Here is a 25,072-nt window from a genome sequence, read left to right as displayed (position 1 = left end):
TCTTGATGATTACAATATAACCGCCCTTTATGTGGGTTTAAAATGCTTTTTTCAAATATATTTTTTATTTTTATATTTTAAAATATAAAAATAAAAAATTTTATATTTCATATTTTATAATTTTGGATTATAATATTGGGTATAAAGAGAATAATACATATATATTGTTTTCTATTAAATTTATTTAAATTCAAAATTATGGAGGTTACTTTATGTTAGTTTCAGCAAAAGAAATGTTAGTTAAAGCTAGAGAAGGTAAATATGCAGTAGGTCAATTCAATATCAATAACTTAGAATGGACTAAGGCGATTTTATTAACTGCTCAAGAAAACAACTCACCAGTTATACTTGGCGTATCTGAAGGTGCAGGTAAGTATATGGGTGGATTTAAAACTGTAGTTGGAATGACTAATGGTTTAATAGAAGAGTTAAATATCACTGTTCCTGTTGCACTTCACTTAGACCATGGTAGTTATGATGGAGCTTTAAAAGCTATGGAAGCTGGTTTCTCTTCTATAATGTTTGATGGATCTCACTACGAAATAAAAGAAAATATAGCTAAAACTAAAGGAATAATAGATATAGCTCATAATAGAGGTCTTTCAGTTGAAGCTGAAGTTGGTTCTATCGGTGGCGAAGAAGACGGTGTTGTAGGTGCTGGTGAAATAGCTGATGCTTCAGAATGTAAGTCAATAGCTGAATTAGGTGTTGATATGTTAGCAGCTGGTATTGGTAATATTCACGGTCAATATCCAGAAAACTGGGCTGGACTTAACTTTGAAGCTTTAGCTAATATTCAAGATGCTACAGGAAATATGCCACTTGTACTTCACGGTGGAACTGGTATACCTGAAGATATGATACAAAAGGCTATCTCTTTAGGAGTTGCTAAAATCAACGTTAATACAGAATGTCAATTATCATTCGCAGCAGCTACTCGTAAGTACATCGAAGCTGGTAAAGACTTAGAAGGTAAAGGATTTGACCCTCGTAAAATATTGGGGCCTGGATTTGAAGCTATAAAAAATACTGTTAAAGAAAAAATGGAGTTATTCGGATCTGTAAACAAAGCTTAATTAACATATAACAAGGGTAAGAATTTCATAATTATATCAAGAGCATAGAATTTATTTTCTATGCTCTTTTACTTTTCCTAATTTAAGTGTATAATGTTTAGTTGTAATTAAAATTCCGTATGAAATGAGTTCTAAATTTGAATTCATTCTTTATAACGCGAATTAAAATTATATAAATCAAGAAATTATAAAAAAGTCTTTCTTTGAAAGATTCTAAATGAATATAATTTCCTATTCGTTATAAAATTTTAATTTTATTAATATTTTTAATAGCAGAACTACATTTTCAACTATTTTAAGCAACGGAGTCCATAGGATTCGTTGGAGACATGAGTCAATGCGTAGCATTAGACGAATTTTTTAACTACATATATTATTTTTAACTACATATATTAAAGGAGGAATTTTATTATGCCATTAGTTACTACTAAGGAAATGTTCAAACTTGCTTATGAGGGAAATTTCGCTATAGGTGCATTCAATGTTAATAACATGGAGATAGTTCAGGGAATAATTGCTGCTGCAAAAGAGGAAAACGCTCCCGTGATTCTTCAAGCTTCTGCTGGGGCTAGAAAATACGCTAATTCTATATACTTAAAGAAATTAGTTGAAGCTGCTATTGAAGAAAGTGAACTTCCAATTGCTCTTCACCTTGATCATGGTGATAGTTTTGAGGTTTGTAAACAATGTATAGATGATGGATTCTCATCTGTTATGATAGATGGATCTCACCTTCCATTTGAAGAAAATATAGCTCTTGTTAAAAAAGTTGTGGACTATGCTCATGAAAGAGGAGTTGTGGTTGAAGCTGAGCTTGGAAAATTAGCTGGTGTTGAAGATGATGTTAATGTAAGTGCTGAAGATGCTACTTATACAGATCCTGCTCAAGCTGTTGAATTTGTTGAAAGAACAGGTGTTGATTCACTTGCTATAGCTATAGGTACTAGCCATGGTGCTTACAAGTTCAAAGGTGATGCTAAGCTTGATTTTGAAAGACTTGATAAAATAACAAAATTACTTCCTAACTTCCCATTAGTTCTTCATGGTGCTTCTTCTGTTCCTCAGGAATATGTTGAAATGTGCAATGAATTCGGAGGAAATATCCCAGGAGCTAAAGGTGTTCCAGAAGAAATGCTAAGAGAAGCTGCTAAATACGGTGTATGTAAAATAAACGTAGATACAGACCTTAGACTTGCTCTGACTTCAGCTGTTAGAAAAGTATTAGCTGAAAACCCAGCTGAGTTTGACCCAAGAAAATACTTAGCACCAGGTAGAGATGCAATCAAGAAGATAGTACAACATAAGATAAAAGACGTATTCGGTGCTTCTGGCGCTGCTTTAAAATTAAAATAAATTGTGAGGGTGTCTATTTAGACACCCTTTTGATATTTATTAAGAAATTATATAGTTTTTAATACATTGATAGTATTTACAAAAGAACTACAATATCAACTATTTTGAGCAACGGCGCCCGTAGGACTCGTTGGCGACATGAGCCATGCGTTAGCATGAAGCGAATTTTATTTTGTATTTATATAAACAATTCTTTCATCATCAGGTTTTTGTATAGAAAGATTTTTTAATGCATCTTCATTTATTATTATTTCCATTTTTTCTCCTGTTTTCATAGGCATCTTAGAAATATCTTCTCCTTTTAGAACTTCAACTGCCATTTTTCCTGATTCATATCCTAGTTCATAATAATCAATACCACAAGTTGCTAGAGCTCCTAATTCCACTGAGCCTTTTTCAGATGCAATAATTGGTATATTTTTTTCTTGAGTTTTTTGAACTATAATTGGCATTGAAGATACTACTAATTGATCTGTTGGTGCATATAATACATCTACTTTACTAACCAAACTACTTATAGCAGTATTCACTTCATTCGTACTAGTAACCCCTACTTCAACAACAGCGTACCCGTATTCTTTACAATATTTTTTCAATTCATTTACTTGAATTTCAGAATTCACTTCGCTCGTATTATATATAACTCCTATTTTTTTAGCATCTGGAACTAAAGTTTTTACTAATTCTAACTGTTTATTTACAGAAATATAATCACTTGTTCCAGATATATTTGTGTTTGGTTGTTCTAAAGATTCAACAAGCCCCGCCGAAACTGGATCTGTTACAGCGCTAATTACTATCGGTATATCTTTAGTTGAATTATAAGCTGCTTGTGCTGAAGGTGTTGATATAGCAAAAACTAAGTCCTTGTTTTGAGATACGAAATTTTTAGCAATAGTCTGCGTTGTAGATATATCTCCTTGAGCATTTTGAAAATCTATATCTATATTTTCTCCATCCTTGTATCCATTGTCTTCAAGTGCTTTAATAAATCCTTCTTTATTTTCGTCAAGAGCACTGTATTCTACTATTTGAGTGATACCTATTTTAATCTTTTCATCATTTTTTGTTACGCATCCAGTTAATACACTAACTCCCACTAACCCCATTAAAATCATGTTCTTTACTAATTTTGTTGTTTTCATAAAAATACCTCCTACTATAATTTATACTTATATATAAAGCTATAACTTTGTTTTGTAAATAACCCTGTTAGAATAGATATACTTGCAACTATTTTTGAGCAACGAGCCCGTAGGACTCGTTGGCGACATGAGTTATGCGATAGCATAAAGCGAATTTTTATACTGTATACTCAAATTTTTTGAGTATATCTTCAACCGTTAATCTCTTTTTCATTTCTTCATTTGCGTCTAGTATTATTTCTCCTTTATGTAGCATAATTAATCTATTTCCATATTTGAGTGCATGACTTAGATTGTGTGTTACCATCAATGTTGTTATATTTTTTTCTTTTACAATCTTATTTGTTAATTTCATAATCTCATTAGATGTTTTAGGATCTAAAGCTGCGGTATGTTCATCTAAAAGAAGAAGTTTTGGATTATTTACACAAGACATAATAAGGGAAAGTGATTGCCTTTGTCCTCCTGATAAGTACCTAGCTTCTATGTCTAAATACCTCTTTAAATCAAGTGATATATCCTTTAACAGGTATTCCAATTTCTGATTTTCATACCTAAGACATTTTTTGAAGTTTAGTAAGTCTCCTTTGTTTAAAGCAAGAGATAAATTTTCTCTAACTGTCATTGAAGGGCATGTTCCCATCGATGGATTTTGAAAAACCCTACTTATAATTTTAGTTTTTTCATGTTCTTGTAGTGATGTTAAATTTGTATCTTCTAAAAAAATTTCTCCTGAAGTTTCTTTTAAAACACCTGATATGATATTTAATAAGGTCGATTTTCCTGTTCCATTACTACCTATAATACTTACAAAATCTCCTTTATTTATTTCTAGTGAAAGATTTTCAAATAATTTCTTATCTTGCCCATATGGATTTTGAAAGCTTTTGGATAGTTTGTTAATTTTTAGCATATATACCCCTCCTCAAAATAGATATTTTTTGTTTTAACATAGGATTTTTAAAATCACCTAAGGATAAGAATAAAATTATTATAAAAGAAGTAATAAGCTTTAAATCTGTTGAAGTTAATCCTGCATTTAAAGCTATATAAATAACAAGCTGATACAAGATAGTCCCTAAAATAACTATGTTTGTTTCCTTGATTTTAAATATTTTACTTATAAAGGATTTTCCTATAATAATACAAGCAATTCCTAAAACAAGAGTTCCCATCCCCATAGATACATCTGAAAAGCCTTGATACTGAGCCATAATACATCCTGAAAAACTAACCAATCCATTTGATATCATTAGTCCTAGAATCTTAATTTTCCCAACTTCTATACCAAGTGATTGAACCATTTGAGAATTATCTCCAACAGCCTTTAATGTATATCCAAGTCCCGTTTTTAAAAATAAGTCTAATGAAATTTTACATATACATATAATTACCAAAGAAATTACTATCGAAGAAAAACCTGATTTAAATATGTTATTCATGTTAAATAAAGCAACATTCGCCTTACCCATAATTCTTAAATTAACTGAATACAAAATTCCCATTACTAATATTCCTGACAGCAGATTTGAAATTCTCAATTTAACGTTCAAAATTCCAGTTAAAAAACCTGCTATTAAACCTCCAACAATTGCAAATATACATCCTGTAATAGGTGAAAAACCATTTTTCAAAGATACAGCTATAATTGCTCCTCCTAATGAGAAACTTCCATCCACAGACATGTCTGGAAAATCTAATATTTTATAACTTATATACACCCCCAATACCATAATTCCTAAAATTAAACTTTGCGTAACTACTCCAACTAATGCATCCATATACATTCTCCTCTCATCAATTAACTTATATAAAAAAAGCCCCACGGAATTTTCCATGCGGCTTTATATAATAATAGATATAAAAAAGCCGCATAGATTACCTATGCGGCTTTTATTCATATATTAAAGAATGAATAATTTTTCAAATTTAATAGCCAACATAGATACAAACCCTAAATGTTTAATCGATTTCGTTTTCGTACGAATTCGGGGCTTGCATCTATGTTTTTATTTCAAACTAGACACAAACCCTATCTAAATTTGCTATTAAAAAAGAAGCTATTTTTTATATTTAATAAATTATTCATTCTTCATCTCTCCTCAAATATTTTTTCTAAAATTTATTTAACATTGATTGTATATTCAAATAAACTATTTGTCAATATTTTTTTTAAAATTAATTGAAATGAAAAACAAGAAAATACTATCATCTCCCTAATTCAAATCCCAAAAAATTTCTATTATCTAGTCTAACTTTATGCCCCTTATCACTAGTTAATATAAGTTCTTGAACCGTTCCACCTCCAGATGCATTTTCCAAATTTTTATCCCAAGTAACATTATAATTATCTAAACTTAATAAAAATGATTTAGTCTCATTACCTTCTAACTCAAACACTGCTAGCTCTCCATCAAAAGTATAAAAACTAATATACTCTATTCCATCTTCTCTATCAAAAGAACTATCAATACTCAAATAAAAAGTCTTTTTTTCATCACTATAATTAGTTAGTTCAAATTCAGCCGTAAATTTAACAAACTTATTATTTTCTAATCTATAATCCATACTGCTATTCGCAGGATTATATCCTATTGCTAATAATCCAGAAGAATTTTTCTTTATATTTTTTGCAGTCATTCCTACAATTGAGTAAAATATAATAATTAATGCTACAAAAATCAAAAACACACTTCTTATTCTAATATTCAACCCATCTATAGCATACTTTCCTACTAAATGTAAAAATATCATAAAAAGAATTCCAAAGTATATTATCGTTAGATGGTTACCACTATAATCACCAGTCCACGCCCTTAATCCAACAAATTCTAATATATAATCTCCTAAAGCATGAGTATACGGAGTTGTAAGCATCATATAAAAAGTAATTGACATTAAAAATATCAAAATTCCAGCTTTTATCTTATTATTCATCCCACCACCACCTTCCTAGTAACTAATTACACAATCAAATATATATTACTATAAAACAACAAGTTATTTCAATTAATTTCCATATTACCGAAACATAATTAAGTTCTCACCCTCAAAACTCATTTAGAATAGTTATACTTGCTTTAGCATATGGCGATGTAAAATTGAAGATGATAATAATAGTATATTTAAAACTTTCTATGACAATGTTAGTGAATACTTTTAGATATTTTGACTACTATAACTTAGATTTTATCGTTTAATAATCCGTCAAAAAATTTATGTGTTTGACCGTAGGGAGTTCATAAATTTTAGGATTATTAATAAGGTAAAAACTTAGTTGTATTCAAAATATTGTTGTATTCACGGTATTTTCATAGAAAGTTTTTGATAACCCACAAAACCCAAATAAAAAATAGGCATCTCATAAGAGATACCTATTTTCTAGTTGAAATACTTTGAAGAACCTTTTAATTGTCTTTTTGAAACTATTCTAGCTAGATCAACTAACTTTGCAGTTTCTATATTTTTAAATGAAATACAGATTACAAACTTAACATCTGTAAAAGTTTCATCTAAATCATAAATTTCATATTTGCATTTTATATCTTCATATTTGTATTCTTCTTGAAGATCATCTGCTACATCATCACATATTTCTTTTAAATACATTTTTATATCTTCAAACAAAACTTGTAAATATTCTTCTTGATCTACATCGTATTGTTCATACTCTTCTTCTTCTAAAAATTCAAATTTAAAAACAGATTTATCTAATTTACAATCAAATACCATAATATCTTTTTGGTTTATAGAATCTGATATATCCTTTACATATCCAAAGTCAGCCTTTACAGTCAAAATTTCTTCTACTGATTCACTTTTAACCGTTTTTGAACCTTGTTTATTTTCAAAAGTTATCTCTATCAAAATTTCCCCCTCCTATACAGTGAAACTTAATTCAGATGGATTTTTTTCAACTCCAAAAGCTATGCAATTCTATCTTAGCTTTTGGATAACGACATTGTATCTATTATATTTTCTATTTCATTCCAATTCATAACTCTTGTTACATTTTCTAACTTTATATCCTTGTTATAATTTGCATCCATTAGAAGTACCTGTATTCCGGACTTGGCCAAGTCTTCAGTATTTTGAGGATTATCTTCTATGAATAAATCACAGTCTAATTCTCTAGCCTTATCCACCTTGTAATATCCGCCTAGATAATATACCTTTATTTTAGGGAAATTATTGACCCTCATCCATTCCTCTGTTACATCCTTTAATCCTTCATTTCTAGCCGTTACAAAATACAAATTATGCTTTTTATTAAGCTCGTGTATAATCTCACTCGATGAATCTAGTGGATTTGCACTAAGATGTATATCATAACCTTTATGAGTATAAAATTCAAGTATTTCTTCAAGAGTTGTATCATATAAATCTTCTAATTTACACGTATTCATATCTTCTTCTTTTAAATCTTTATTAAAATGATCATTAAAATATTCAATAAAATAATATGGATCAGTAACTGTTCCGTCTATATCTATACAAATGTTTAATTTTTTCATCTATTACCTCCGTAAAACAAACCTCTAAATAAGCCACTTATTATATTATTGTATATTTTTATATAAAAATCAAGTAAAACAAAGACTCTTATTATTTTTTAATATTAGACTTGACCTTATTCATTTTATCAATACAACTATGAACCAATTTATCCGATAATTTCAAACTATCTTTTATTTTAATTATATACTTTGGATTCTTATTGTCTAAAAACTCTATACCGTAATCCATGGCCTTTTTTCTTATATAAAAGGCCTTTTGTATATCTAACTTTGCATCCTCTAGAAGCTTTGTATTCTCTTCATCTTTAAACTCAGGAACTTCCAACTCTTTATACATTAATTCTACTTGTTCACATTTTTGCCTGCTATTTTGAGCTTCTTCCAATAACTCATCCATATTAGCTTTACCCTTTTGTAATTTTTTTAAAACTCCATAACAGTTTCTAAGTGGAACAAGACCTTGTTTCTCTATATCTTGTATTTCTTTTTTAAAATCATTAAACATTTTTATTTCATCAGTTTCCTTTTTATTGTCTTCATCAACATTATTCAAACTATTCTTAACATCTACTTGATCTTTATTTAAATTCTTACCATATGTTTTATTAGAATTTATAACCTGCAAATGCGAATTGTCATCCAGAACTTCTTCTTGCAAATTTTCTTCATTAGAATTTATCTGATTATCTACTTTTTGTTTGAACACAATCTTTTGTTCCTTATTTTTTTCATAGTCTATTTTCTTATTGGTATTATTTATACTTATCATATTTCTTATTTTATTATTTTCGTATTTAATAGCCTGGATGCTCTCATCCATATCTCTATTCATTACAAAAATGGACAATAACGTCAGTACATACATTAGTGTAAACATATATTTATTTTTATTTTTATATGTTAGAATTATAACTATAGGAAATAAGTATATTATAAATAATAAAATTTTATTCATAAAATTTCACCTCTTAATATTTTTTCAATATTACTATATTATTGTTTGATAGATGAAATTTTATACACTTCGAGGAGGTCTTATTATGAATGTTTCGCCTATATTCCAAATATTAAGTATGATTTTTTTAATATTTATTGTCTACTTCTTTGTAACTAGGATATTTAAGTTGCCTATAAAGGTATATTCTTATTTAGAGAATATGGACAAAAAAGAGTGTAATAAAAACTTTTTACCAAAAAAATAGATATTTCAAATAATTGCTTCACTTGTATTTATTTGTATTTTTAGATATAATATTTTAGTTTTCATCTATATATAAATTACAAGGGAGGTTTTTAGTTGAACAATAATAACAAACTTGGTTATTTAGCTGTTATTTTAAGTAATATAATCGTAGGACTTTCTTTTTTATTTACAAAAAAAGCTGTGACCATTACTGATCCTATAACTACTTTATTTTTAAGATTCTTTATATCTTTTATAGTTATAACATTGACCATTGTATTTAAAATAGTTAATGTTAATTTGAAAGATAAGAATATAAAAAAACTTGTTTTTATGTCTATATTTTTCCCAAGTGGATTTTTCTTATTTCAAAGCTTTGGACTTAAATATGCATCATCGTCTGAGGCTGGGATTATAAGTGCTTTAACACCAGCTATAATATTAATTTTTAGTATTATATTTTTAAAAGAGAAAACTAATATAAAGCAAGCATTATCTATTATTCTTTCAATACTTGGTGTTATATATATATTCTCAATGAAAGGTATGTCTTTAAACTTAAATAATTTATTAGGAATAGTTCTAATTTTTATTTCTTGCATATGTTTTTCTACATTCAGCATATTATCAAGAAAATTCTCACAGGAATTTACACCAGTTGAAATATGCTTTTTTATGCAGTTATTTGGATTTATCGTATTTTTAATTATGTTCATTTCAAATGGTAGCAGTTTCAACAATGCAGTATCATTATTTAAAAATATATCATTTATAGGGCCAATACTTTATTTATCCATTTTGTCTACCCTTGTAAGTGCTATTCTTAATAACTACTCTTTGTCTAAAATAGAAGCTTCAAAGGTAGGCGTATTCTTCAATATATCTACAATAGTATCAATATCAGCTGGTGCATTAATACTTAATGAAAAAATATTTTATTACCATATAATCGGATGTGTACTTATAATAATAGGAATATTTGGAGCAAATTACTTTTCTCCTAAAATAGAAAATAAAAAAGCAACAGAACAAAAAAAAGAAGCTAATTAGCTTCTTTTTTAGTTAGTGCACCAATTTACTTAAAACGTTCTTAACATATTCCTTAGCTCCAAAGAGCGACATATCTCTATAGTTCCCACACTGTATTTCATTAACAGCTGGGATTTCATCAGCCTCTAGTACTTTCTTAAGGCTATTTATAAGCGCTCTTAAAACAGTTTCTTCTTCTATATCCCCTACTAATATAAGATAAAATCCTGTTCTGCATCCCATAGGAGATAAGTCTACTACATCATTCAATTCTTCCCTTATAAATCCAGCCATCAGATGCTCTATAGCATGAAGAGATGCAGTTGGTATAGCCTCTTTATTAGGTTGAGTAAATCTTAAATCAAACTTGCTTATTATATCCCCCTTAGGAGTTTGAATTCTTCCACACTTTCTTACAAATGGAGCTGTGACTTTAGTGTGGTCCATTGTAAAGCTTTCAACTACGATATTTTTCATATTAGATCCCCCTTTATTTTTTACAAGCCCATGTTCTACAGCTTGAGCATGTATTTATACCCTTGCATATGTCGTTCTTATATCCAGTTGGATAATCTCTTTCTCTTATTTGATGTGCCCAACCTATAATTGCTGTTACTGATTTTATAGGTTGTAATAAAAAGTTCGAGCTTACATCTATATCTTTATGAGTTTCTAAAATATCTAATATATTTTTTTGATATGTTAAATCCCAATCTCCATATCCTGGACTAAATCTTAAAGATGAATGAACTCCTCTTAAAAGATTTTTGCTTATCAAATAATTATGGAATTTATCTATTAATATCTCAACTGCATGTGAGCCTAAAATATCTGCTATAGAGCTTTGACTAAACTTTGATTCAAGATATTTTTTTTGTGTATACTTAGGTAGCTCATCCCCTATACTAAGAGCTATTAATGTTACCTTATGGCATCCTAAAAGACCTTTTGATAGATAAGCACTATCTATATCTATTTCATCTAGTATTACCTTATCCTTTTCTATGCTTTTTATCTTCATATCTTTATAATAAATACAGGGCTTTATATATTTTTTAAGCTTTAATACTTCATCTTCTAATCCTCTTAGTTCATCTATGCTTTGGCGTATACTGTCCATTTCTTTATCTATATTAAAATTATATAAAACATTTACATCCATAAAATTTCTCCATATATCATATTAATGAATCTACAAGTTTAACAGCACCAACTGCATCCTCACTGTATCCATTCGCACCTGATTTCTTTGCGAATTCTTCTGTAACTACTGCACCTCCAGCTATTATTTTAATATCGGGAAGTTCCTTTCTTATATAATCTATAGTTGTAGTTATTTCACCCATAGTAGTTGTCATAAGGGCGCTTAAAGATACTATATCTGCATTTTCTTCTTTAGCTGCATTTAAGAACTTATCAGCAGGCACATTCTTTCCTAAATCAATTACCTTATATCCATGTGATCTTAACATAACACTTACCATGTTTTTTCCTATATCATGTACATCTCCTTTGACAGTTCCTATCACTATAGTTGCCTTACTTTTAAGCTCAAAACTTAATGTATTCTTTATAATATCAAATATCTTTTCAACTATTTCTGCACTAAGCATCAGTTGTGGAAGAAAGTACTCCTTGTTTTCAAATTTCTGACCTACTATATCTAGTGCCTTTATCAACCCTTCATCTATTATCTCGGATTTATCTATTTTTTCATCTAATAGTTTTTTAGCTATATCTAATGCCTTATATGACCCGTTTACTATACATTTTTTAAGTTGATCAACTGATATAATGTCATTTAATTCACCTATTTCAGTTTTTATAATACTTTTTTCACTGTTTAAATTTATATAATTAATTGCATTCTCATCTCTATTCGATAAAACAGATGCTGCTTGATAAGAATTCATAATATTTTCATCTAATGGGTTAAGTATTGCAAGGTCTAATCCATTTGAAATAGCCATAGACAAGAATGAACTATTTAATTTACTTCTACTTGGAAGCCCAAAAGATATATTGCTGACACCTAAAACTATGTTTACATCTAATTCTTCCTTTATAATTTTTATACTCTTTAAAGTCTCCATAGCTGCGTTGCTATCTGTAGATACACTTATACACAATGGATCTATGTATATGTCTTTTTTAGGTATATTATATTCAATGCATCTATTGACTATTTTCTTAGCTATTTCAAGTCTTTCTTTTGCGCTATTTGGTATCCCCTTTTCATCAAGAGTAAGACCTATAACCCCTGCTCCATATCTTTTGACTATAGGAAGTATAGATTCAAGACTTTTTTCTTCTCCATTAACAGAGTTTACTATAGCTTTTCCATGATAATTTCTTAAACCTTCCTCTAAAACATCTTTATCTGTTGAATCTATAGATAAAGGTGCATTTACATTCTTTTGAATCAGATTTATGAGATTTTTCATAACATCTGCTTCATCAATTCCATCAACACCAACATTTACATCTATCACATGTGCTTTATTTGAAACTTGAATTTGTGCTTCTTCTTGAGCTATTAAAAAATCTCCATCTTTTATTTTTTGAGATAGTTTTTTATTGGCTGTAGGATTTATTCTCTCTCCTATTATTTTTGGAAGATAATTCTTGCCTACCTTTACTATTTCCTCTCTACTTGCAAGTATTGATACTTCCTCTAAATCTCTTTCTATAAGTTTAAAATTTTTAATTTTTTCTTTTAAAAACTTAGTATGCTCAGGAGTTGACCCGCAGCATGACCCAAATATGTTAACTCCTATTTCAAAATAAGGTTCAATTTTTTGTATAAAATTTTCTCCATTTAGTGGATAATGTATACTTCCATCTTTGATAATTGGAAGACCTGCATTTGGTTGAACTATAACAGGTAAATAGGTTGTTTTACATATTTTTTTAGTAACTTCCAGTAACTCCTCTGGTCCTCCCGAGCAGTTTACTCCAACAGCACTAGCACCTAAAGATTCTAATACTATAGCTGCCGATTCGGGGCTAACCCCTGTTAATGTTCTATCTCCTTCATAAGTTAGTGTACATATAACAGGTATATTACATACATCCTTTGCTGCTAAAAGAGCTGCTCTTATCTCTCCTAAATCATTGAATGTTTCAAGAAGTATAAAGTCTGGATTTTTACTTGCCAAAGCGTTTATTTGTTCTTTAAATATTTCATATATATCATCAAAACTATTGTTTCCTATAGGTTCTACGAATTTTCCCGTAGGTCCAACAGATGCAGCTACATATTTGTTGTATTTGTCAGCTATTTTTCTAGCTATCTCTACTGCTTTTGAGTTAATCTCATACACTCTATCTTCAAGGCTATACTCTTTAAGTTTTACACTACTTCCTCCAAATGTATTAGTAGTTATAACATCTGCCCCTGCCTTCAAATATTTTTCATGTATTTTAATAACCTTATCTGGATAATCTACATTCATAAGCTCAGGACAGCTACCTGGCTTTAATCCGTTTTCCTGTAGCATAGTTCCCATGGCACCGTCAAACACCAATAATTCTTCTAATATATTATTCATATCTATCACCCCTGTAATAATTCTAAAGTTAAATCATAATCCTTCATAGGGAATATATGGACCCCTTTTGATATACTCTTTATATTCAAGTATGTCTCTTTTAATATATTTAAAGTCTCTTTTTTCCCATCTTTATCAAGTCTATCTATAAGTTTATCAGGAACATCTATCCCTGGAACATTGTTGTTTAGATACTTTGCAAATTTGACAGACTTTAAAGGCATAAGCCCGTATAATATTGGAACATCTATATGTTCAACTTTTTTTGTGAATTTATCTAGTTTTTTAATATCAAATACAGGCTGAGTTTGGAAGAAGTTTACTCCACTTTCTATCTTTTGATAAAACTTATCTATCTCTTTTTCTAAATCATCACTACATGGATTTACTACTCCGCCAATGAAAAAATCAGTTTTTTCTTCTAATTTATTTCCACTAAAATCAAATCCACCGTTTAACTTAGATACAACTTGAGTAAGACCTATAGAGTCAGTATCGAATACACCAGTTGCATTTTTATGATCTCCAATTTCTGGTTTATCTCCTGTTAATGTTAATATATTTTTAACTCCTAAAGCATTTGCACCGAGTAGTTCTGATTGTATAGATAAAATATTTCTATCCCTACATGCAAAGTGAAATATAGCTTCAATATCAAGCTTACTTTGTACTATACTCCCTAAAGCTATAGGGCTCATTCTCATATTCGCCATAGGGTTATCTGGTATATTAACTCCATCTATTAAATGAGCTAACTTTTGTATCCTATCTATCTCTGATTCTGAACTACCGGACTTTGGTGGTTCTATCTCTATAGTGGTTACAAATTCATTTTGTTTGATTTTTTCCCTTAATTTTTTCATGTTAATCCTCCCTATCTTATTAAGATCAAAGAGATAAGAATCCTAAATAAAAAAACCTCTTTCGACTGAAAGAGGTTACAATTCATAGAAAGCTTATCTTTCAGCTAATTAGCTGCTGGATTTAGCACCGATGCACATTTGTGCCGGTTGCCGAGATTTCACTGGGCCAGTTCCCTCAATCTCTCTTGATAAGAGTTTATTTTGTTTTTTTACATACTATATCATCTTCAAATATATGTCAAGCTTTTTTAGAATTTATTATAATTTCTAATATCTTATCTAGATGCTTTTTCATCTTAATTATATTACTCTTATTCTACTTCCTAATTCATCTTGAAGGTAGTACAATCTTTCTGGATTATCTGGTATCAATACATAAAAAAAGAACCTTAAAAGAATATATAAATATACTCTTTAAGGCTCTATACTTTATATTTTTTTATATTTTGATATACATGTTATTTTATATATTATTTTTCTAAATTCTATCTTGGAAATCTAGACATCAATAATCTGGCATCCAAATGTATCTTCCAGACCTATTTATGTAACCCAATTCTCCATCTAAATATAACTTAGCAACACCATTTTCAAAATCTTGTACTTCTTCAAATTCTATATTTTTTATAATATTTCCTTTTTCATCTATAAATCCCCACATTAGATTACCGTCTTCAAGTGCAACAGCAGCTCTTCCTTCAACAAAATCTCTAGCTTCATCAAATTTAGCTTCAATGACTATATCACCATTTCTGTTAATATATCCATATTTATCATTAATTTTTACTAATGCTAATCCATCTGAAAAATAGCTGGCATTTTCAAACTTAGGTTCAATTATAAATTCACCCTTTCTATCAATATATCCCCATTTTCCATTTACTTTAACATTAGCCATACCTTCAATAAAAGTTCCTGCAAAATCAAAAATAGGTTCAATAACCATCTTCTCATCTTTATCCATATATCCTTGCTTACCATTTATAGTAACAATAGCTAAGCCATCTTGAAATACATCAATATATTCATATTTAGGCTGTATTACTATATTTCCATTTGTATCTATAAGTCCCCATCTGCCATCTAAGCTTACGGGAGCTAAACCTTCTATGAAAGGAAATATTCTTTCATCGTATTTGAGTTCAATTACCATATTTCCTTTTGTATCTATGCATCCCCACTTACCTTTAACTTTTACAGATGATAATCCACTAGAAAATGGAGCTAATTCATCAAATTGCGGTTCTACTATTATATTACCTTTTGTATCTATATATCCCCATTTATCTCCTAATTTTATATCTGCAAATCCATACATAAATGATCTCGTTTCATCAAAATATGATTTAATAACTAAATTGCTGTACTTATCAATATATCCAAATTTTCCTTCTAATGTTTCTATACGTGCTAATCCATCTGAAAATTTTTCTGCATATTCAAATTGAGGCTTTATTACAATATTTCCATTTTTATCAATGAATCCCCATTTCTTATTTTTCCTAACAGGAAATAAATCATCATCTGATAAAACTGCTATTTCTTCCTTTGTAAGCATTCTCTTTTCTGTATTCTTAGTTGCATCATAATAGAATGTATATGCAAATCCTCCTAGAAAACCTATTATAACTACACAAATAAATATTTTTTCTAAAATGTCATTCTTTTTATCCTTTACAAGCATTCAATCACTCCTTGTTTTAAAGAACTACTTTTTCTTTTTTCTAGACTTTTTGTATGCATCAATTCCTATTTGTATAGAAGCTGCATCATTAACTTCGCTTCTGCTTCACTTAAATATAGTTCTTATGATACATCATATTGATATCCTGTGTATCCAAATGTATTATCTGATTCTTGCTAGTTTTGAGCAAACTTTTTAAATGATAGTGGTCTTCCAAATTCATCGTAGTTATAGTGTGCTGATGTTTTTCCATCTTCTCCTATTACTCTTATTGTACTTCCTAATTAATCTTGAAGGTAGTACAATCTTTCTGAATCATCTTATAAATTTGTTTCTCTTTCATCTGGAATCCATCCATTTTTGTTATCTTCAGTTTTGGTGCAAAATCACAAATTGTAAAAAATACACATCAAATTTAATATTTACTTATTCCTTAACTCTCATAATTTTATTTATGAATTCAATTTCAGAAAGGGCACATTGAATTTTTTCAACCTGCCCTTTCCTAATTATATTCATTGGTTTGATTCCACATATAAGTTTTTCTACTGTTTCAAAACTATTAAATCCTAACAGTTAACTCTCTATAGCTTAATGCATATTTTAAATACCATTAATTTCCTGATTCAAATTAATGCTTCTTTAAAATTTCGTCTATTGTAATTTCTCTATCTTCTACTAAATCATAGAATCCTATGTGCACATCTTCTTCATATAACCAGCACAAATCTGTTCCGTATGGTGCATCAAAAATCTCTAAGACTACAGGAGAAAGTTTATAAATAGATTCTGCACTTAAAACCACAAAATTACTGCTATTATTAACATATTCATCATCATCGTTCATAGAATATAGATTCCAACCATTTAATTGTGGTATTGAACTTTTTTCACGAAAAGAATATCTAATGGGTACGCCTGACACAATATTTTTAGATACTACGAATCCACCATAATCATTATTATTTATTTCCATTTTCAAACTCCTTTATTATTCTCATAACATCATTTCGCCAAGAATATTCATTAGCATAATCTACACAAGATTTTTCAAAAATATCTTTATGATTATAGTCTGAACCTTGCTCAAGTAAATACTGATAAATTGACTTAATATCTTGAGTAGCTAGTTTTGTTATAATTATAGCATACTTTAGTGGAATCGCATTATACTTATCCGCTCTATTAACATCAATACCATTTTCAACTAACAAATTTGTAACTTCCAACATATATTCACTAGAAGGTCTCAGTACATTGAAATAAAAGATATGTAATGCATTTCTCTTATCTTTTTTATCTGTAAAATTAATGTCAATACCCTCTGGAATTAAAAACTTTATTATTTTAATTTTTTCATTTGGATTCTTATCATTAGCTATTGCAAGACTTAACAAATTCAATCCCAAACTATCACTTACAGCATTAATATTTCCAGTATAAAATTTTATAAACTCTTCATATGTTCCATCCCTTACAGCATCAAAAGCATTTGTGATTTTCAAAATATCTTCTCCTTTTCATTCACTTTTACATTTTAGATATTTCAAGACAGCTATTTCCCCTAACGTCTGAAATCGTGTGGGGAAGAATCCATTAGAATATAAAAAAGAAGTCTTAAGAGAGTATATAATACTTCTTAAGGCTCTATAATGTGCTGTATTAAGTTATAGTAGTGTATCTCTACTTACTTTATTTATTGTAGTTTTACTTAGGACTCTTTCACCTCATTTTTTCTTTAAAAGAATTGTGGTGCGTATTTACGATAGCTAGGTTGAAATTGTTTATAATTTGATAGACACCTATACAAAAAAAGGACGGCTATCATAAAATAACCGCCATGGTTTCTATCGGTGCTTTAAATAAATTCAACTTAATTTGTGATACAATTTTCTGTCTTCTATCATTATATTATTGACTCAAATGCACACCAAACATATATACAAAATAAAAGAATGAGTAGATAGAAAAGACTATTAAGTTAGCTAATATATAGTTTAATTCTTTTCCTACCTTGTTAATAAGTTTTATGGTATTTATTTCTTAACTTACCATTATATGATCTATATCCATTCTATTCTTTAAGTACATACCATATAAAACTAAGCTTATTAATAAATTCAGTGTAGAACTAATTAACATAATCTTATCTGTTTGATCAAAAAAAGCCCCGTCAGCTATAGAGTACATACTATCTATCATATACTCTATATTGATAAAAATTATAAATATCTGTATGTTTAATCGGCTAAGTATATTATTGCTAAAGTTCAAAACGTTCACTCCTTATGTACCTATATTAACCTTACTATTAATATCAATATATACATATATGCTGTAAGACTTATTAAATAAAACAGCACCTCCAACCAGTTGCTTCTTCTATATTTCATATAGCTTACAATAAAATTTTCATTTATCTGATCTACTAACATATTCTTTAGATATTTATTTACTCCCTTATATAGTTGTATAAATTCATAAATATATGTAATATAAACTCCTATACCTAGCATTAAAATAGTATATCTAGTAAATTTATCTAATTCGGGAATTTTAACATCAATATCAAAAGCCATTGCAGGTAATATTATTATAGTAACATTTAGAAATACACTAAACAATATAATTAATATTACTAATGCTTTGTTTTTAATTTTAGTTATTTCTCGATATAATGTCTTATCTTCCATATTAACCTCCATTCTTTATTCTTTTACAGTTCCCCACTAAAATATGGAATTATATCAAACAAGTAATGTCCCGCTGAAGCTTTACTTAGCTTATTGTTATCGTTTGGTACATAATTATATGTCGGTCCATGATCTGAATCATCTAAAAGTTTTCCAGTTTTTTTGTTGTAAATAGCTTCCCTACCATCTGAATGGATATACGGTTTTGGTGCAAAATTATAATTTGTAAAAAATGCCTATCAAATTTAATATTTCCTTATGCCTTAACTCTCATAATTTTATTTATGAATTCAACTTGTTTTTTCTGTTGAACCCTAATTCAATGACCCTTTCTTTGAATTTTGCTACATCCTCAAAATCAAGTGCTGAATACACCTGTGGCAATTCTGCCATAATCTTCGCTTCAACGGCTTTCTTAAAGCTATCAACTGCACTTTTTATTTGATATGGTACATAATTGTCCCCCTTATCCTCCTGTCTCTTTTCTCTTTGCCTCTCCCCACAAATCTGCTCCAAGGCTTCCTGATATACATCTGAACATAACATCCCTCGTAACAGCTGATTCTTCGTTCTTTCAGATACATTCTTTACCTCTTTCATCTTACTTCGATACGCATGAAGGACTTCTGAAAGTATAATGTATCCGTTCATCCTTAGTTCATCGTAAATGAAATAGGTATTGTTATGTTTCCTTTCAACCCTTAGAATCTTCTTGTCCTCCAATTCCTTGATGTGATTCTGTACTGTGATATGGGATGCCCCACAATTAAATGCCAAATCCTCAATAGATGGGTATGCATGGTTCTTATTCCCCATATAAGCAATAATGTCAAACAATATGAACTTGGCGGGAAGACTGATGTTGATACACCGAAGTAACTTGTGGGGTATCTGAACAAAATATTCATGGAACAGTTTCGTATACTCGTCCTCCGCCAGTTTTTTCATCACTTCTGTTGCTCCTTGTTTTGTAATCGCCAGTTGCTTTTCATTTGTCATGTCAATGACCTCCGTTTCGTTTATTGGAAAAAGCATCTCTTTGCCCTTTCACTCTCTAAGTCGTATATAAGTAATCTTTTGTTGCGAAATAATTTTTACTTAATAGCTAAATATTTTTATAGACCATGAGCGGGCGAGGATAAGGGAATTCCATCAAAGCATAGAGGTATCTAGGCATATCTATTATAAGGTGCTTATTCGGGGTATACAGTTATACCCCCAGATAATAAAAGTGGCTTAAAACGGCTTTAAACAAGCCTACCAGAGAAGAAAAAAGATGCTTTAACTATCTCGGTAAAATAGTCGAAGCATCATGTATTGGAGGTGTTTCTGGATAAGGGAAGTTGTTGTTCTTATCTCCTAATCTATAAGTCGTTTTGGTCTGCTATATTGTTGCGAAGATTTCCAAGATTTTATTCCCACTCGCCTGATTTAGAAATTTTACAGGTAGAAGCCAATGGATAAATGAATCAAAAAAAATACCCAGTCAGCAAGATAGTAACTGGATATTTTGATAAAATTTTCTGTGATATTTTCCGACTGAAAATGCATCGTTTTTTCAAGCCTTAACCCAGAACCAGTGGGCGGGAAATTTCAGAAAAATTTCTCACAGGTACTACAAGGGTTACCTCTTGTAGTAATAATGGTTTTGGTTTGTTAGGCACTGGGTTGGGTTGATTGCCCCTCTCATTAAAAATTTATATAGAATCTATTCTCCTCACAAACTATTGACCATTCACATTCATTAACATCATACTTCACTTGCTCAATAATCCATGAGTAATCTTCCTCTTCGTTATTATCGATATACAACGATATTGAATCATTGAACGTTATGCATAATTCACCATCAACAACAGAAGTATCAGATACTCTTGAATCTTCCGACCATCTTAATATCGACAGTATAAATGCTTGTACTGGTTCATCTTCTTCAACTGCTTTGGAAGTGTCAAACTGTTTCTTATAATCTCTCCATTCGACTTTAGACCCGACTCTCCATTCAGAAGTTATAACAAGCTTAAAATTACTTGGTAATTCTTTGTCTCCTATAAATCGCTTTTGACTTCTACTAAACATAAGGCTGAAGTTAGTATCAAACGAAAAGCCAACATATGTACTGTCTTTAAACAACTCGTTCAGTGCCTCTCTATAATTTTCTAATAACTTTGCCATATCATTCTCCTATTCTATTTCTCATTTGTACTGACCATGAATATGCCCAATGGCTTTTCTGTCTACTTTAGGAACTGCACCTGTAATTGGAGAGCCATTTGGATAAACATATTGTCTTGTTCCTGGTACGGTGTTAATCGTTCTAGGACCTTGATAAGCCCCGCCATCAACTCTACCTTCCATTACTCTTATCTCCATTGGTCCATTTGGTGTATCCATATGGAAAATCTGACCTGCTTCTGTGGTTTGACTTGTATTCCCCACCTTAACAGCTCCTACATCTGTTATACTATCTATCATCTCTGTTTGATTAGCATGAACAGCTGTTCCATTTTTTGAAACAATGAAGTCTGTCTGAATAACATCATCACCAGTTTTTACCGTACCCTTATTCAAATTGTAATAATTATAAGTGTTTTCCCATAATTTAACCAGTCCATATCCAGATATATATAAAGCCGTTGTATTAACTCCTCTATCTATTTGTGTTTCAATATACTCAGATTTTGTCCTAACTAATTGTGGGTTAGCTTCTAGAAATTCTTCAAATTTCATCATCTTTGGATTATTGTAATTAGCTTGTACGTATCTCGAATACTTATTTGTTGCTTCTAAATCAAATACATACCTGTTCTTAGTGGGTTGTGTATTACCTTCATTTACATTTAAGCCACAACTCCAATTTGAATTATTATTAGTTTTGTTATTTACAACTTCTTTAGTAACTTTATTTATAGTATTTACTTTTGGTTGATTTTTCTTATTAGTTTTTGTACTATTATTAGGTTTTGGTTTTGGTTTTGGTTTTGGTTTTGGTTTTGGTTTTGGTTTTGGTTTTGGTTTTGGTTTTGGTTTTGGTTTTGGTTTTGGTTTTGGTTTTGGTTTTGGTTTTGGTTTTGGTTTTGGTTTTTTAATTGTTTTTTTTACTGGCGCTTGCTTTGGTATAGATGATTTCTTTCCTGAGTTGAAATCTTTAACCATTTGTAATGTTTTTTCTCTATTTTTTGTACCTGTTGCTATTTTATTTTTGTTAATATATGGACTACTTCCTCTATCATGTCCACTAGGATCAATATAAACAATAGGGTTATTTTCACAATAAATATACAGATTTAAACTAGCTGGATTAACTATTGTTCCTTTATAGCTGTCTTTTGATATAAATCTTCCTATCTCTGGCATATAGTATCTTGCTTGTGCATAGTATAGTTCTGATGATACATCGTATTGATATCCTGTGTATCCAAATGTATTATCTGGTCCTGGCCAGTTTTGGTCAAACTTTTTAAATGATAGTGGTCTTCCAAATTCATCATAGTTATAGTGTGCTGATGTTTTTCCATCTTCTCCCATTACTCTTATTGTACTTCCTAATTCATCTTGAAGGTAGTACAATCTTTCTGGATCATCTGATAAATTTGTTTCTCTTTCATTTGGTATCCATCCATTATCGTGATCTTCAAGCATCCATATATCCATGCTTATTCTATCTAATCCATATGTGTATCTTTGGATTTCATAGTGATCTCCATACATAAAAAAAGAACCTTAAAAGAATATATAAATATACTCTTTAAGGTTCTATTCTTTATATTTTTTTATTTTTTGGTATATAAATATTGTTATCTATATTATTTTTCTAAACTTCACATTAAAAATCTAAAAACAATAAAATTATCCCCAATATCGTTTCAATCATAACCTTTATTCATGTATTTTCTTTTAGTCTTAACATTTTTTTACAACAAAATAAGTTTATCGATAAAAACTAGCACTAAATAAAATCTCAACAACTAATATAAAAATAGTTGCTAAAAAAGTACATATTTTATAAGTATTAATGAAAATCTTAGGCTTTTGAATTTTATTACAGTAAGATATTATCTTTAAACTAACTACTAAATAAAGTGTAGGTATGACAAATATGGTAAATATATTATATAATTCTATAGGTAAAATACCTATAATCAAAATTAAATATAAAACACTTAATAATATGTGAACTATTATAGGCAATACTATTTGAAAAATAACATTCTCCTCCTTTCATCAGTAAAGCGAAAAAATCTTTTTAAAAATACATTTCAAAGAATTTGACATAGTGTTTATATCATATACTAAATTAAAATGAATAAACACCATACAAAAATAATTTATAAACAAATTCATAATAATAGATACTATTTTAAGCAAACTTTATTTAGAATATTGTTCAGGAGTGCTTTGCCACCAATAATATGTTAGCATATCAAATAAATAATGACCCGCTTCGCTTTCTGATGCATTTATATAATTATATGTAGGTCCATAATCAGGATTATCTTTTAATGTCATACGAGAGTATCCTTTTAATACTTTTGATACTACTTTAACAGCTTTAATTTGCTTTTCTACATATATATAATTTGCTTTATAAATAGCTTCTCGTCCATCAGCATGAACATATTTTAGATTTCCCTCTAGTGAACCATGATATATAGCTTTATGGCTTGGTAGTTCTACAAACCCTTCTTTTTTTGCATCTTTTGGTGTCAATGGTAAAGTATAATCAGAATTTAATGTAACCCGTTCTTTATAATGAATATTATCTCGCCATTCACTATTGCTAATAAATTTATTCTTACTTTTGTCAAAATACATAAAATTATTTTCATTACTAAGAAAAGAATCTGATATTTTAACTGCATCTACTACTACATCTTTTTTCATTGGTAAATCATAACTATACCATTCTTTTGAATATACTTTTCCTGAACGTGTAGCTGAAAATGTATTTTTATTCAATTTAACATATATTTGGTCTCCATGACCACCTTTTACTTTTGTTCCAACTTGACCTGCTAACATCCATCTATTTATTATTTTTCCTGAATGGTTATATTCAGCAATTATAATACGATTATTTTCTACTGTCTTTTTATATTTATTTCCATTAGGTAACATATCTTTTTCAAAAGATATTGTATTAAAATAGCTATCTTGTAAACTAGTGCTTCCTGAAAGATATCCAAATCCAGAGCATCCATTCCAGCTTTTCTCTGCTTTTAATCCCAATGGATCAACGTACTTTAATGGGTTATTAAGCACATAAGGATATGGATTTAATGTATTCGGTTGATATAAATCCCCATTCCAGGGATCTTCTGATATAAATCTTCCTATCTCTGGCATATAGTATCTTGCTTGAGCATAGTATAGTTCTGATGATACATCGTATTGATATCCTGTGTATCCAAATGTATTATCTGGTCCTGGCCAGTTTTGGTCAAACTTTTTAAATGATAGTGGTCTTCCAAATTCATCATAGTTATAGTGTGCTGATGTTTTTCCATCTTCTCCTATTACTCTTATTGTACTTCCTAATTCATCTTGAAGGTAGTACAATCTTTCTGGATTATCTGATAAATTTGTTTCTCTTTCATTTGGTATCCATCCATTATCCTCATCTTCAAGCATCCACATATCCATGCTTATTCTATCTAATCCATATGTGTATCTTTGGATTTCATAGTGATCTCCATACATCATAAGTACATCATTATATTGTGATGTTATATCTACTACGAAGTTTTGTTCCATGTAGTCTCTTTTGTTTTGATGTCCCCAACCTGGATGTGGGTTACCACTATTTCCTGGATTTTCTTTATCATGTCCATATGCATTTCCATTGCCATTTCCTGGTTTATCTGGTCTATTTCCTCCACCTGGATGGTCTAAGCCTACTATTGTTTTTATTCTGTTGCCAAATCCATCGTAGAAATATCTTGTTTCATCATCATGCTTATTTGTAACTTTTACTAAAC

At 29.5% G+C, this 25,072-nt stretch carries 24 protein-coding genes and 1 riboswitch; of the genes, 4 read left to right on the top strand and 20 right to left on the bottom strand.

Annotated features, from left to right (window positions below; translation table 11 throughout):
- Positions 1-212 precede the first annotated feature (212 nt).
- Both fba (Tmeso_RS13115) and fba (Tmeso_RS13110) read left to right on the top strand, forming a co-directional pair.
- Positions 213-1,076, top strand: a complete 864-nt coding sequence (gene fba, locus Tmeso_RS13115) for a class II fructose-1,6-bisphosphate aldolase (protein ID WP_099191932.1) — start codon at positions 213-215, stop codon at positions 1,074-1,076.
- 411 nt (positions 1,077-1,487) lie between these two features.
- Positions 1,488-2,429, top strand: a complete 942-nt coding sequence (gene fba / locus Tmeso_RS13110; protein WP_099191930.1) for a class II fructose-1,6-bisphosphate aldolase — start codon at positions 1,488-1,490, stop codon at positions 2,427-2,429.
- A gap of 167 nt (positions 2,430-2,596) precedes the next feature.
- Here the strand turns inward: fba (Tmeso_RS13110) and Tmeso_RS13105 are convergent, their stop codons facing one another.
- From Tmeso_RS13105 to Tmeso_RS13075, 7 genes are all read right to left on the bottom strand, one after another.
- Positions 2,597-3,574, bottom strand: coding sequence for an ABC transporter substrate-binding protein (locus Tmeso_RS13105; RefSeq protein ID WP_099191928.1), 978 nt, complete (start codon positions 3,572-3,574; stop codon positions 2,597-2,599).
- Positions 3,575-3,731: 157 nt separating this feature from the next.
- Positions 3,732-4,487, bottom strand: coding sequence for an ABC transporter ATP-binding protein (locus Tmeso_RS13100; protein ID WP_099191926.1), 756 nt, complete (start codon positions 4,485-4,487; stop codon positions 3,732-3,734).
- On the bottom strand, positions 4,474-5,355 hold the full coding sequence (locus tag Tmeso_RS13095) for an ABC transporter permease (protein WP_099191924.1): 882 nt from the start codon (positions 5,353-5,355) through the stop codon (positions 4,474-4,476). The genes Tmeso_RS13100 and Tmeso_RS13095 overlap by 14 nt, the downstream gene beginning before the upstream one ends.
- A gap of 427 nt (positions 5,356-5,782) precedes the next feature.
- Entirely contained in the window at positions 5,783-6,511 is a 729-nt protein-coding gene (locus tag Tmeso_RS13090) for a hypothetical protein (RefSeq protein ID WP_099191922.1), read from the bottom strand.
- A 444-nt stretch (positions 6,512-6,955) separates the two neighbouring features.
- Entirely contained in the window at positions 6,956-7,441 is a 486-nt protein-coding gene (locus Tmeso_RS13085; protein WP_099191920.1) for a hypothetical protein, read from the bottom strand.
- A 74-nt stretch (positions 7,442-7,515) separates the two neighbouring features.
- Positions 7,516-8,088, bottom strand: coding sequence for a 5' nucleotidase, NT5C type (locus Tmeso_RS13080; RefSeq protein ID WP_099191918.1), 573 nt, complete (start codon positions 8,086-8,088; stop codon positions 7,516-7,518).
- A gap of 91 nt (positions 8,089-8,179) precedes the next feature.
- A complete protein-coding gene (locus tag Tmeso_RS13075) occupies positions 8,180-9,046 on the bottom strand; it encodes a hypothetical protein (protein WP_099191916.1) in 867 nt (288 codons plus the stop codon).
- 85 nt (positions 9,047-9,131) lie between these two features.
- Here Tmeso_RS13075 and Tmeso_RS16515 point away from each other — a divergent pair, with 85 nt between their 5' ends.
- Both Tmeso_RS16515 and Tmeso_RS13070 read left to right on the top strand, forming a co-directional pair.
- Positions 9,132-9,293 (top strand): hypothetical protein, encoded by a 162-nt coding sequence (locus Tmeso_RS16515; protein WP_187296357.1) that lies wholly within the window; start codon positions 9,132-9,134, stop codon positions 9,291-9,293.
- Between the two features lie 95 nt (positions 9,294-9,388).
- Positions 9,389-10,324 (top strand): DMT family transporter, encoded by a 936-nt coding sequence (locus Tmeso_RS13070; protein WP_099191914.1) that lies wholly within the window; start codon positions 9,389-9,391, stop codon positions 10,322-10,324.
- A gap of 12 nt (positions 10,325-10,336) precedes the next feature.
- Here the strand turns inward: Tmeso_RS13070 and Tmeso_RS13065 are convergent, their stop codons facing one another.
- The 13 genes from Tmeso_RS13065 to Tmeso_RS13005 form a co-directional block, all read right to left on the bottom strand.
- Positions 10,337-10,780: an S-ribosylhomocysteine lyase gene (locus Tmeso_RS13065; protein ID WP_099191912.1), complete on the bottom strand. Its 444-nt coding sequence runs from the start codon at positions 10,778-10,780 to the stop codon at positions 10,337-10,339.
- Between the two features lie 13 nt (positions 10,781-10,793).
- Positions 10,794-11,465 carry a hypothetical protein gene (locus Tmeso_RS13060; protein ID WP_099191910.1) on the bottom strand — a complete coding sequence of 224 codons (672 nt, stop codon included), beginning with the start codon at positions 11,463-11,465 and terminating at the stop codon, positions 10,794-10,796.
- 16 nt (positions 11,466-11,481) lie between these two features.
- A complete protein-coding gene (locus tag Tmeso_RS13055) occupies positions 11,482-13,854 on the bottom strand; it encodes a homocysteine S-methyltransferase family protein (RefSeq protein WP_099191908.1) in 2,373 nt (790 codons plus the stop codon).
- A 5-nt stretch (positions 13,855-13,859) separates the two neighbouring features.
- Positions 13,860-14,717, bottom strand: a complete 858-nt coding sequence (locus Tmeso_RS13050) for a methylenetetrahydrofolate reductase (protein WP_099191906.1) — start codon at positions 14,715-14,717, stop codon at positions 13,860-13,862.
- Positions 14,718-14,807: 90 nt separating this feature from the next.
- Positions 14,808-14,912: riboswitch (SAM riboswitch) on the bottom strand.
- Between the two features lie 310 nt (positions 14,913-15,222).
- Positions 15,223-16,401 carry a WG repeat-containing protein gene (locus Tmeso_RS13045; protein WP_099191904.1) on the bottom strand — a complete coding sequence of 393 codons (1,179 nt, stop codon included), beginning with the start codon at positions 16,399-16,401 and terminating at the stop codon, positions 15,223-15,225.
- 631 nt (positions 16,402-17,032) lie between these two features.
- Positions 17,033-17,377 (bottom strand): DUF2185 domain-containing protein, encoded by a 345-nt coding sequence (locus tag Tmeso_RS13040; RefSeq protein WP_099191902.1) that lies wholly within the window; start codon positions 17,375-17,377, stop codon positions 17,033-17,035.
- Positions 17,364-17,906: an ankyrin repeat domain-containing protein gene (locus Tmeso_RS13035; protein WP_099191900.1), complete on the bottom strand. Its 543-nt coding sequence runs from the start codon at positions 17,904-17,906 to the stop codon at positions 17,364-17,366. Before Tmeso_RS13035 ends, Tmeso_RS13040 begins: the two co-directional genes overlap by 14 nt.
- A gap of 538 nt (positions 17,907-18,444) precedes the next feature.
- On the bottom strand, positions 18,445-18,675 hold the full coding sequence (locus tag Tmeso_RS13030) for a hypothetical protein (RefSeq protein WP_099191898.1): 231 nt from the start codon (positions 18,673-18,675) through the stop codon (positions 18,445-18,447).
- 20 nt (positions 18,676-18,695) lie between these two features.
- Positions 18,696-19,094, bottom strand: coding sequence for a hypothetical protein (locus Tmeso_RS13025; RefSeq protein WP_099191896.1), 399 nt, complete (start codon positions 19,092-19,094; stop codon positions 18,696-18,698).
- Positions 19,095-19,376: 282 nt separating this feature from the next.
- Positions 19,377-20,093 (bottom strand): helix-turn-helix domain-containing protein, encoded by a 717-nt coding sequence (locus Tmeso_RS13020; protein ID WP_187296356.1) that lies wholly within the window; start codon positions 20,091-20,093, stop codon positions 19,377-19,379.
- A 690-nt stretch (positions 20,094-20,783) separates the two neighbouring features.
- Entirely contained in the window at positions 20,784-21,269 is a 486-nt protein-coding gene (locus tag Tmeso_RS13015) for a hypothetical protein (RefSeq protein ID WP_099191892.1), read from the bottom strand.
- A gap of 21 nt (positions 21,270-21,290) precedes the next feature.
- Complete coding sequence (locus Tmeso_RS13010; RefSeq protein WP_099191890.1) at positions 21,291-22,805, bottom strand: RHS repeat-associated core domain-containing protein; 1,515 nt, start codon at positions 22,803-22,805, stop codon at positions 21,291-21,293.
- Positions 22,806-23,465: 660 nt separating this feature from the next.
- Positions 23,466-25,072 (bottom strand): RHS repeat-associated core domain-containing protein (locus tag Tmeso_RS13005; protein ID WP_145993164.1); only part of this gene is annotated, 1,607 nt, incomplete at its 5' end.

Source organism: Tepidibacter mesophilus (assembly GCF_002724055.1).
Lineage (GTDB): Bacteria > Bacillota > Clostridia > Peptostreptococcales > Peptostreptococcaceae > Tepidibacter_A > Tepidibacter_A mesophilus.
The sequence above is the reverse complement of the archived record's forward strand: the minus strand, read 5'-3'. Positions and strand labels throughout refer to the sequence as shown.

What these genes read in the sequence shown, in the direction of transcription:
- fba (WP_099191932.1), top strand. Translation starts at nt 213, where the DNA reads ATGTTAGTTTCAGCAAAAGAAATGTTAGTTAAAGCTAGAGAAGGTAAA.
- fba (WP_099191930.1), top strand. Translation starts at nt 1,488, where the DNA reads ATGCCATTAGTTACTACTAAGGAAATGTTCAAACTTGCTTATGAGGGA.
- Tmeso_RS13105 (WP_099191928.1), bottom strand. Translation starts at nt 3,574, where the DNA reads ATGAAAACAACAAAATTAGTAAAGAACATGATTTTAATGGGGTTAGTG.
- Tmeso_RS13100 (WP_099191926.1), bottom strand. Translation starts at nt 4,487, where the DNA reads ATGCTAAAAATTAACAAACTATCCAAAAGCTTTCAAAATCCATATGGG.
- Tmeso_RS13095 (WP_099191924.1), bottom strand. Translation starts at nt 5,355, where the DNA reads ATGGATGCATTAGTTGGAGTAGTTACGCAAAGTTTAATTTTAGGAATT.
- Tmeso_RS13090 (WP_099191922.1), bottom strand. Translation starts at nt 6,511, where the DNA reads ATGAATAATAAGATAAAAGCTGGAATTTTGATATTTTTAATGTCAATT.
- Tmeso_RS13080 (WP_099191918.1), bottom strand. Translation starts at nt 8,088, where the DNA reads ATGAAAAAATTAAACATTTGTATAGATATAGACGGAACAGTTACTGAT.
- Tmeso_RS13075 (WP_099191916.1), bottom strand. Translation starts at nt 9,046, where the DNA reads ATGAATAAAATTTTATTATTTATAATATACTTATTTCCTATAGTTATA.
- Tmeso_RS16515 (WP_187296357.1), top strand. Translation starts at nt 9,132, where the DNA reads ATGAATGTTTCGCCTATATTCCAAATATTAAGTATGATTTTTTTAATA.
- Tmeso_RS13065 (WP_099191912.1), bottom strand. Translation starts at nt 10,780, where the DNA reads ATGAAAAATATCGTAGTTGAAAGCTTTACAATGGACCACACTAAAGTC.
- Tmeso_RS13060 (WP_099191910.1), bottom strand. Translation starts at nt 11,465, where the DNA reads ATGGATGTAAATGTTTTATATAATTTTAATATAGATAAAGAAATGGAC.
- Tmeso_RS13055 (WP_099191908.1), bottom strand. Translation starts at nt 13,854, where the DNA reads ATGAATAATATATTAGAAGAATTATTGGTGTTTGACGGTGCCATGGGA.
- Tmeso_RS13050 (WP_099191906.1), bottom strand. Translation starts at nt 14,717, where the DNA reads ATGAAAAAATTAAGGGAAAAAATCAAACAAAATGAATTTGTAACCACT.
- Tmeso_RS13045 (WP_099191904.1), bottom strand. Translation starts at nt 16,401, where the DNA reads ATGCTTGTAAAGGATAAAAAGAATGACATTTTAGAAAAAATATTTATT.
- Tmeso_RS13040 (WP_099191902.1), bottom strand. Translation starts at nt 17,377, where the DNA reads ATGGAAATAAATAATAATGATTATGGTGGATTCGTAGTATCTAAAAAT.
- Tmeso_RS13025 (WP_099191896.1), bottom strand. Translation starts at nt 19,094, where the DNA reads ATGGAAGATAAGACATTATATCGAGAAATAACTAAAATTAAAAACAAA.
- Tmeso_RS13020 (WP_187296356.1), bottom strand. Translation starts at nt 20,093, where the DNA reads ATGACAAATGAAAAGCAACTGGCGATTACAAAACAAGGAGCAACAGAA.
- Tmeso_RS13015 (WP_099191892.1), bottom strand. Translation starts at nt 21,269, where the DNA reads ATGGCAAAGTTATTAGAAAATTATAGAGAGGCACTGAACGAGTTGTTT.
- Tmeso_RS13010 (WP_099191890.1), bottom strand. Translation starts at nt 22,805, where the DNA reads ATGTATGGAGATCACTATGAAATCCAAAGATACACATATGGATTAGAT.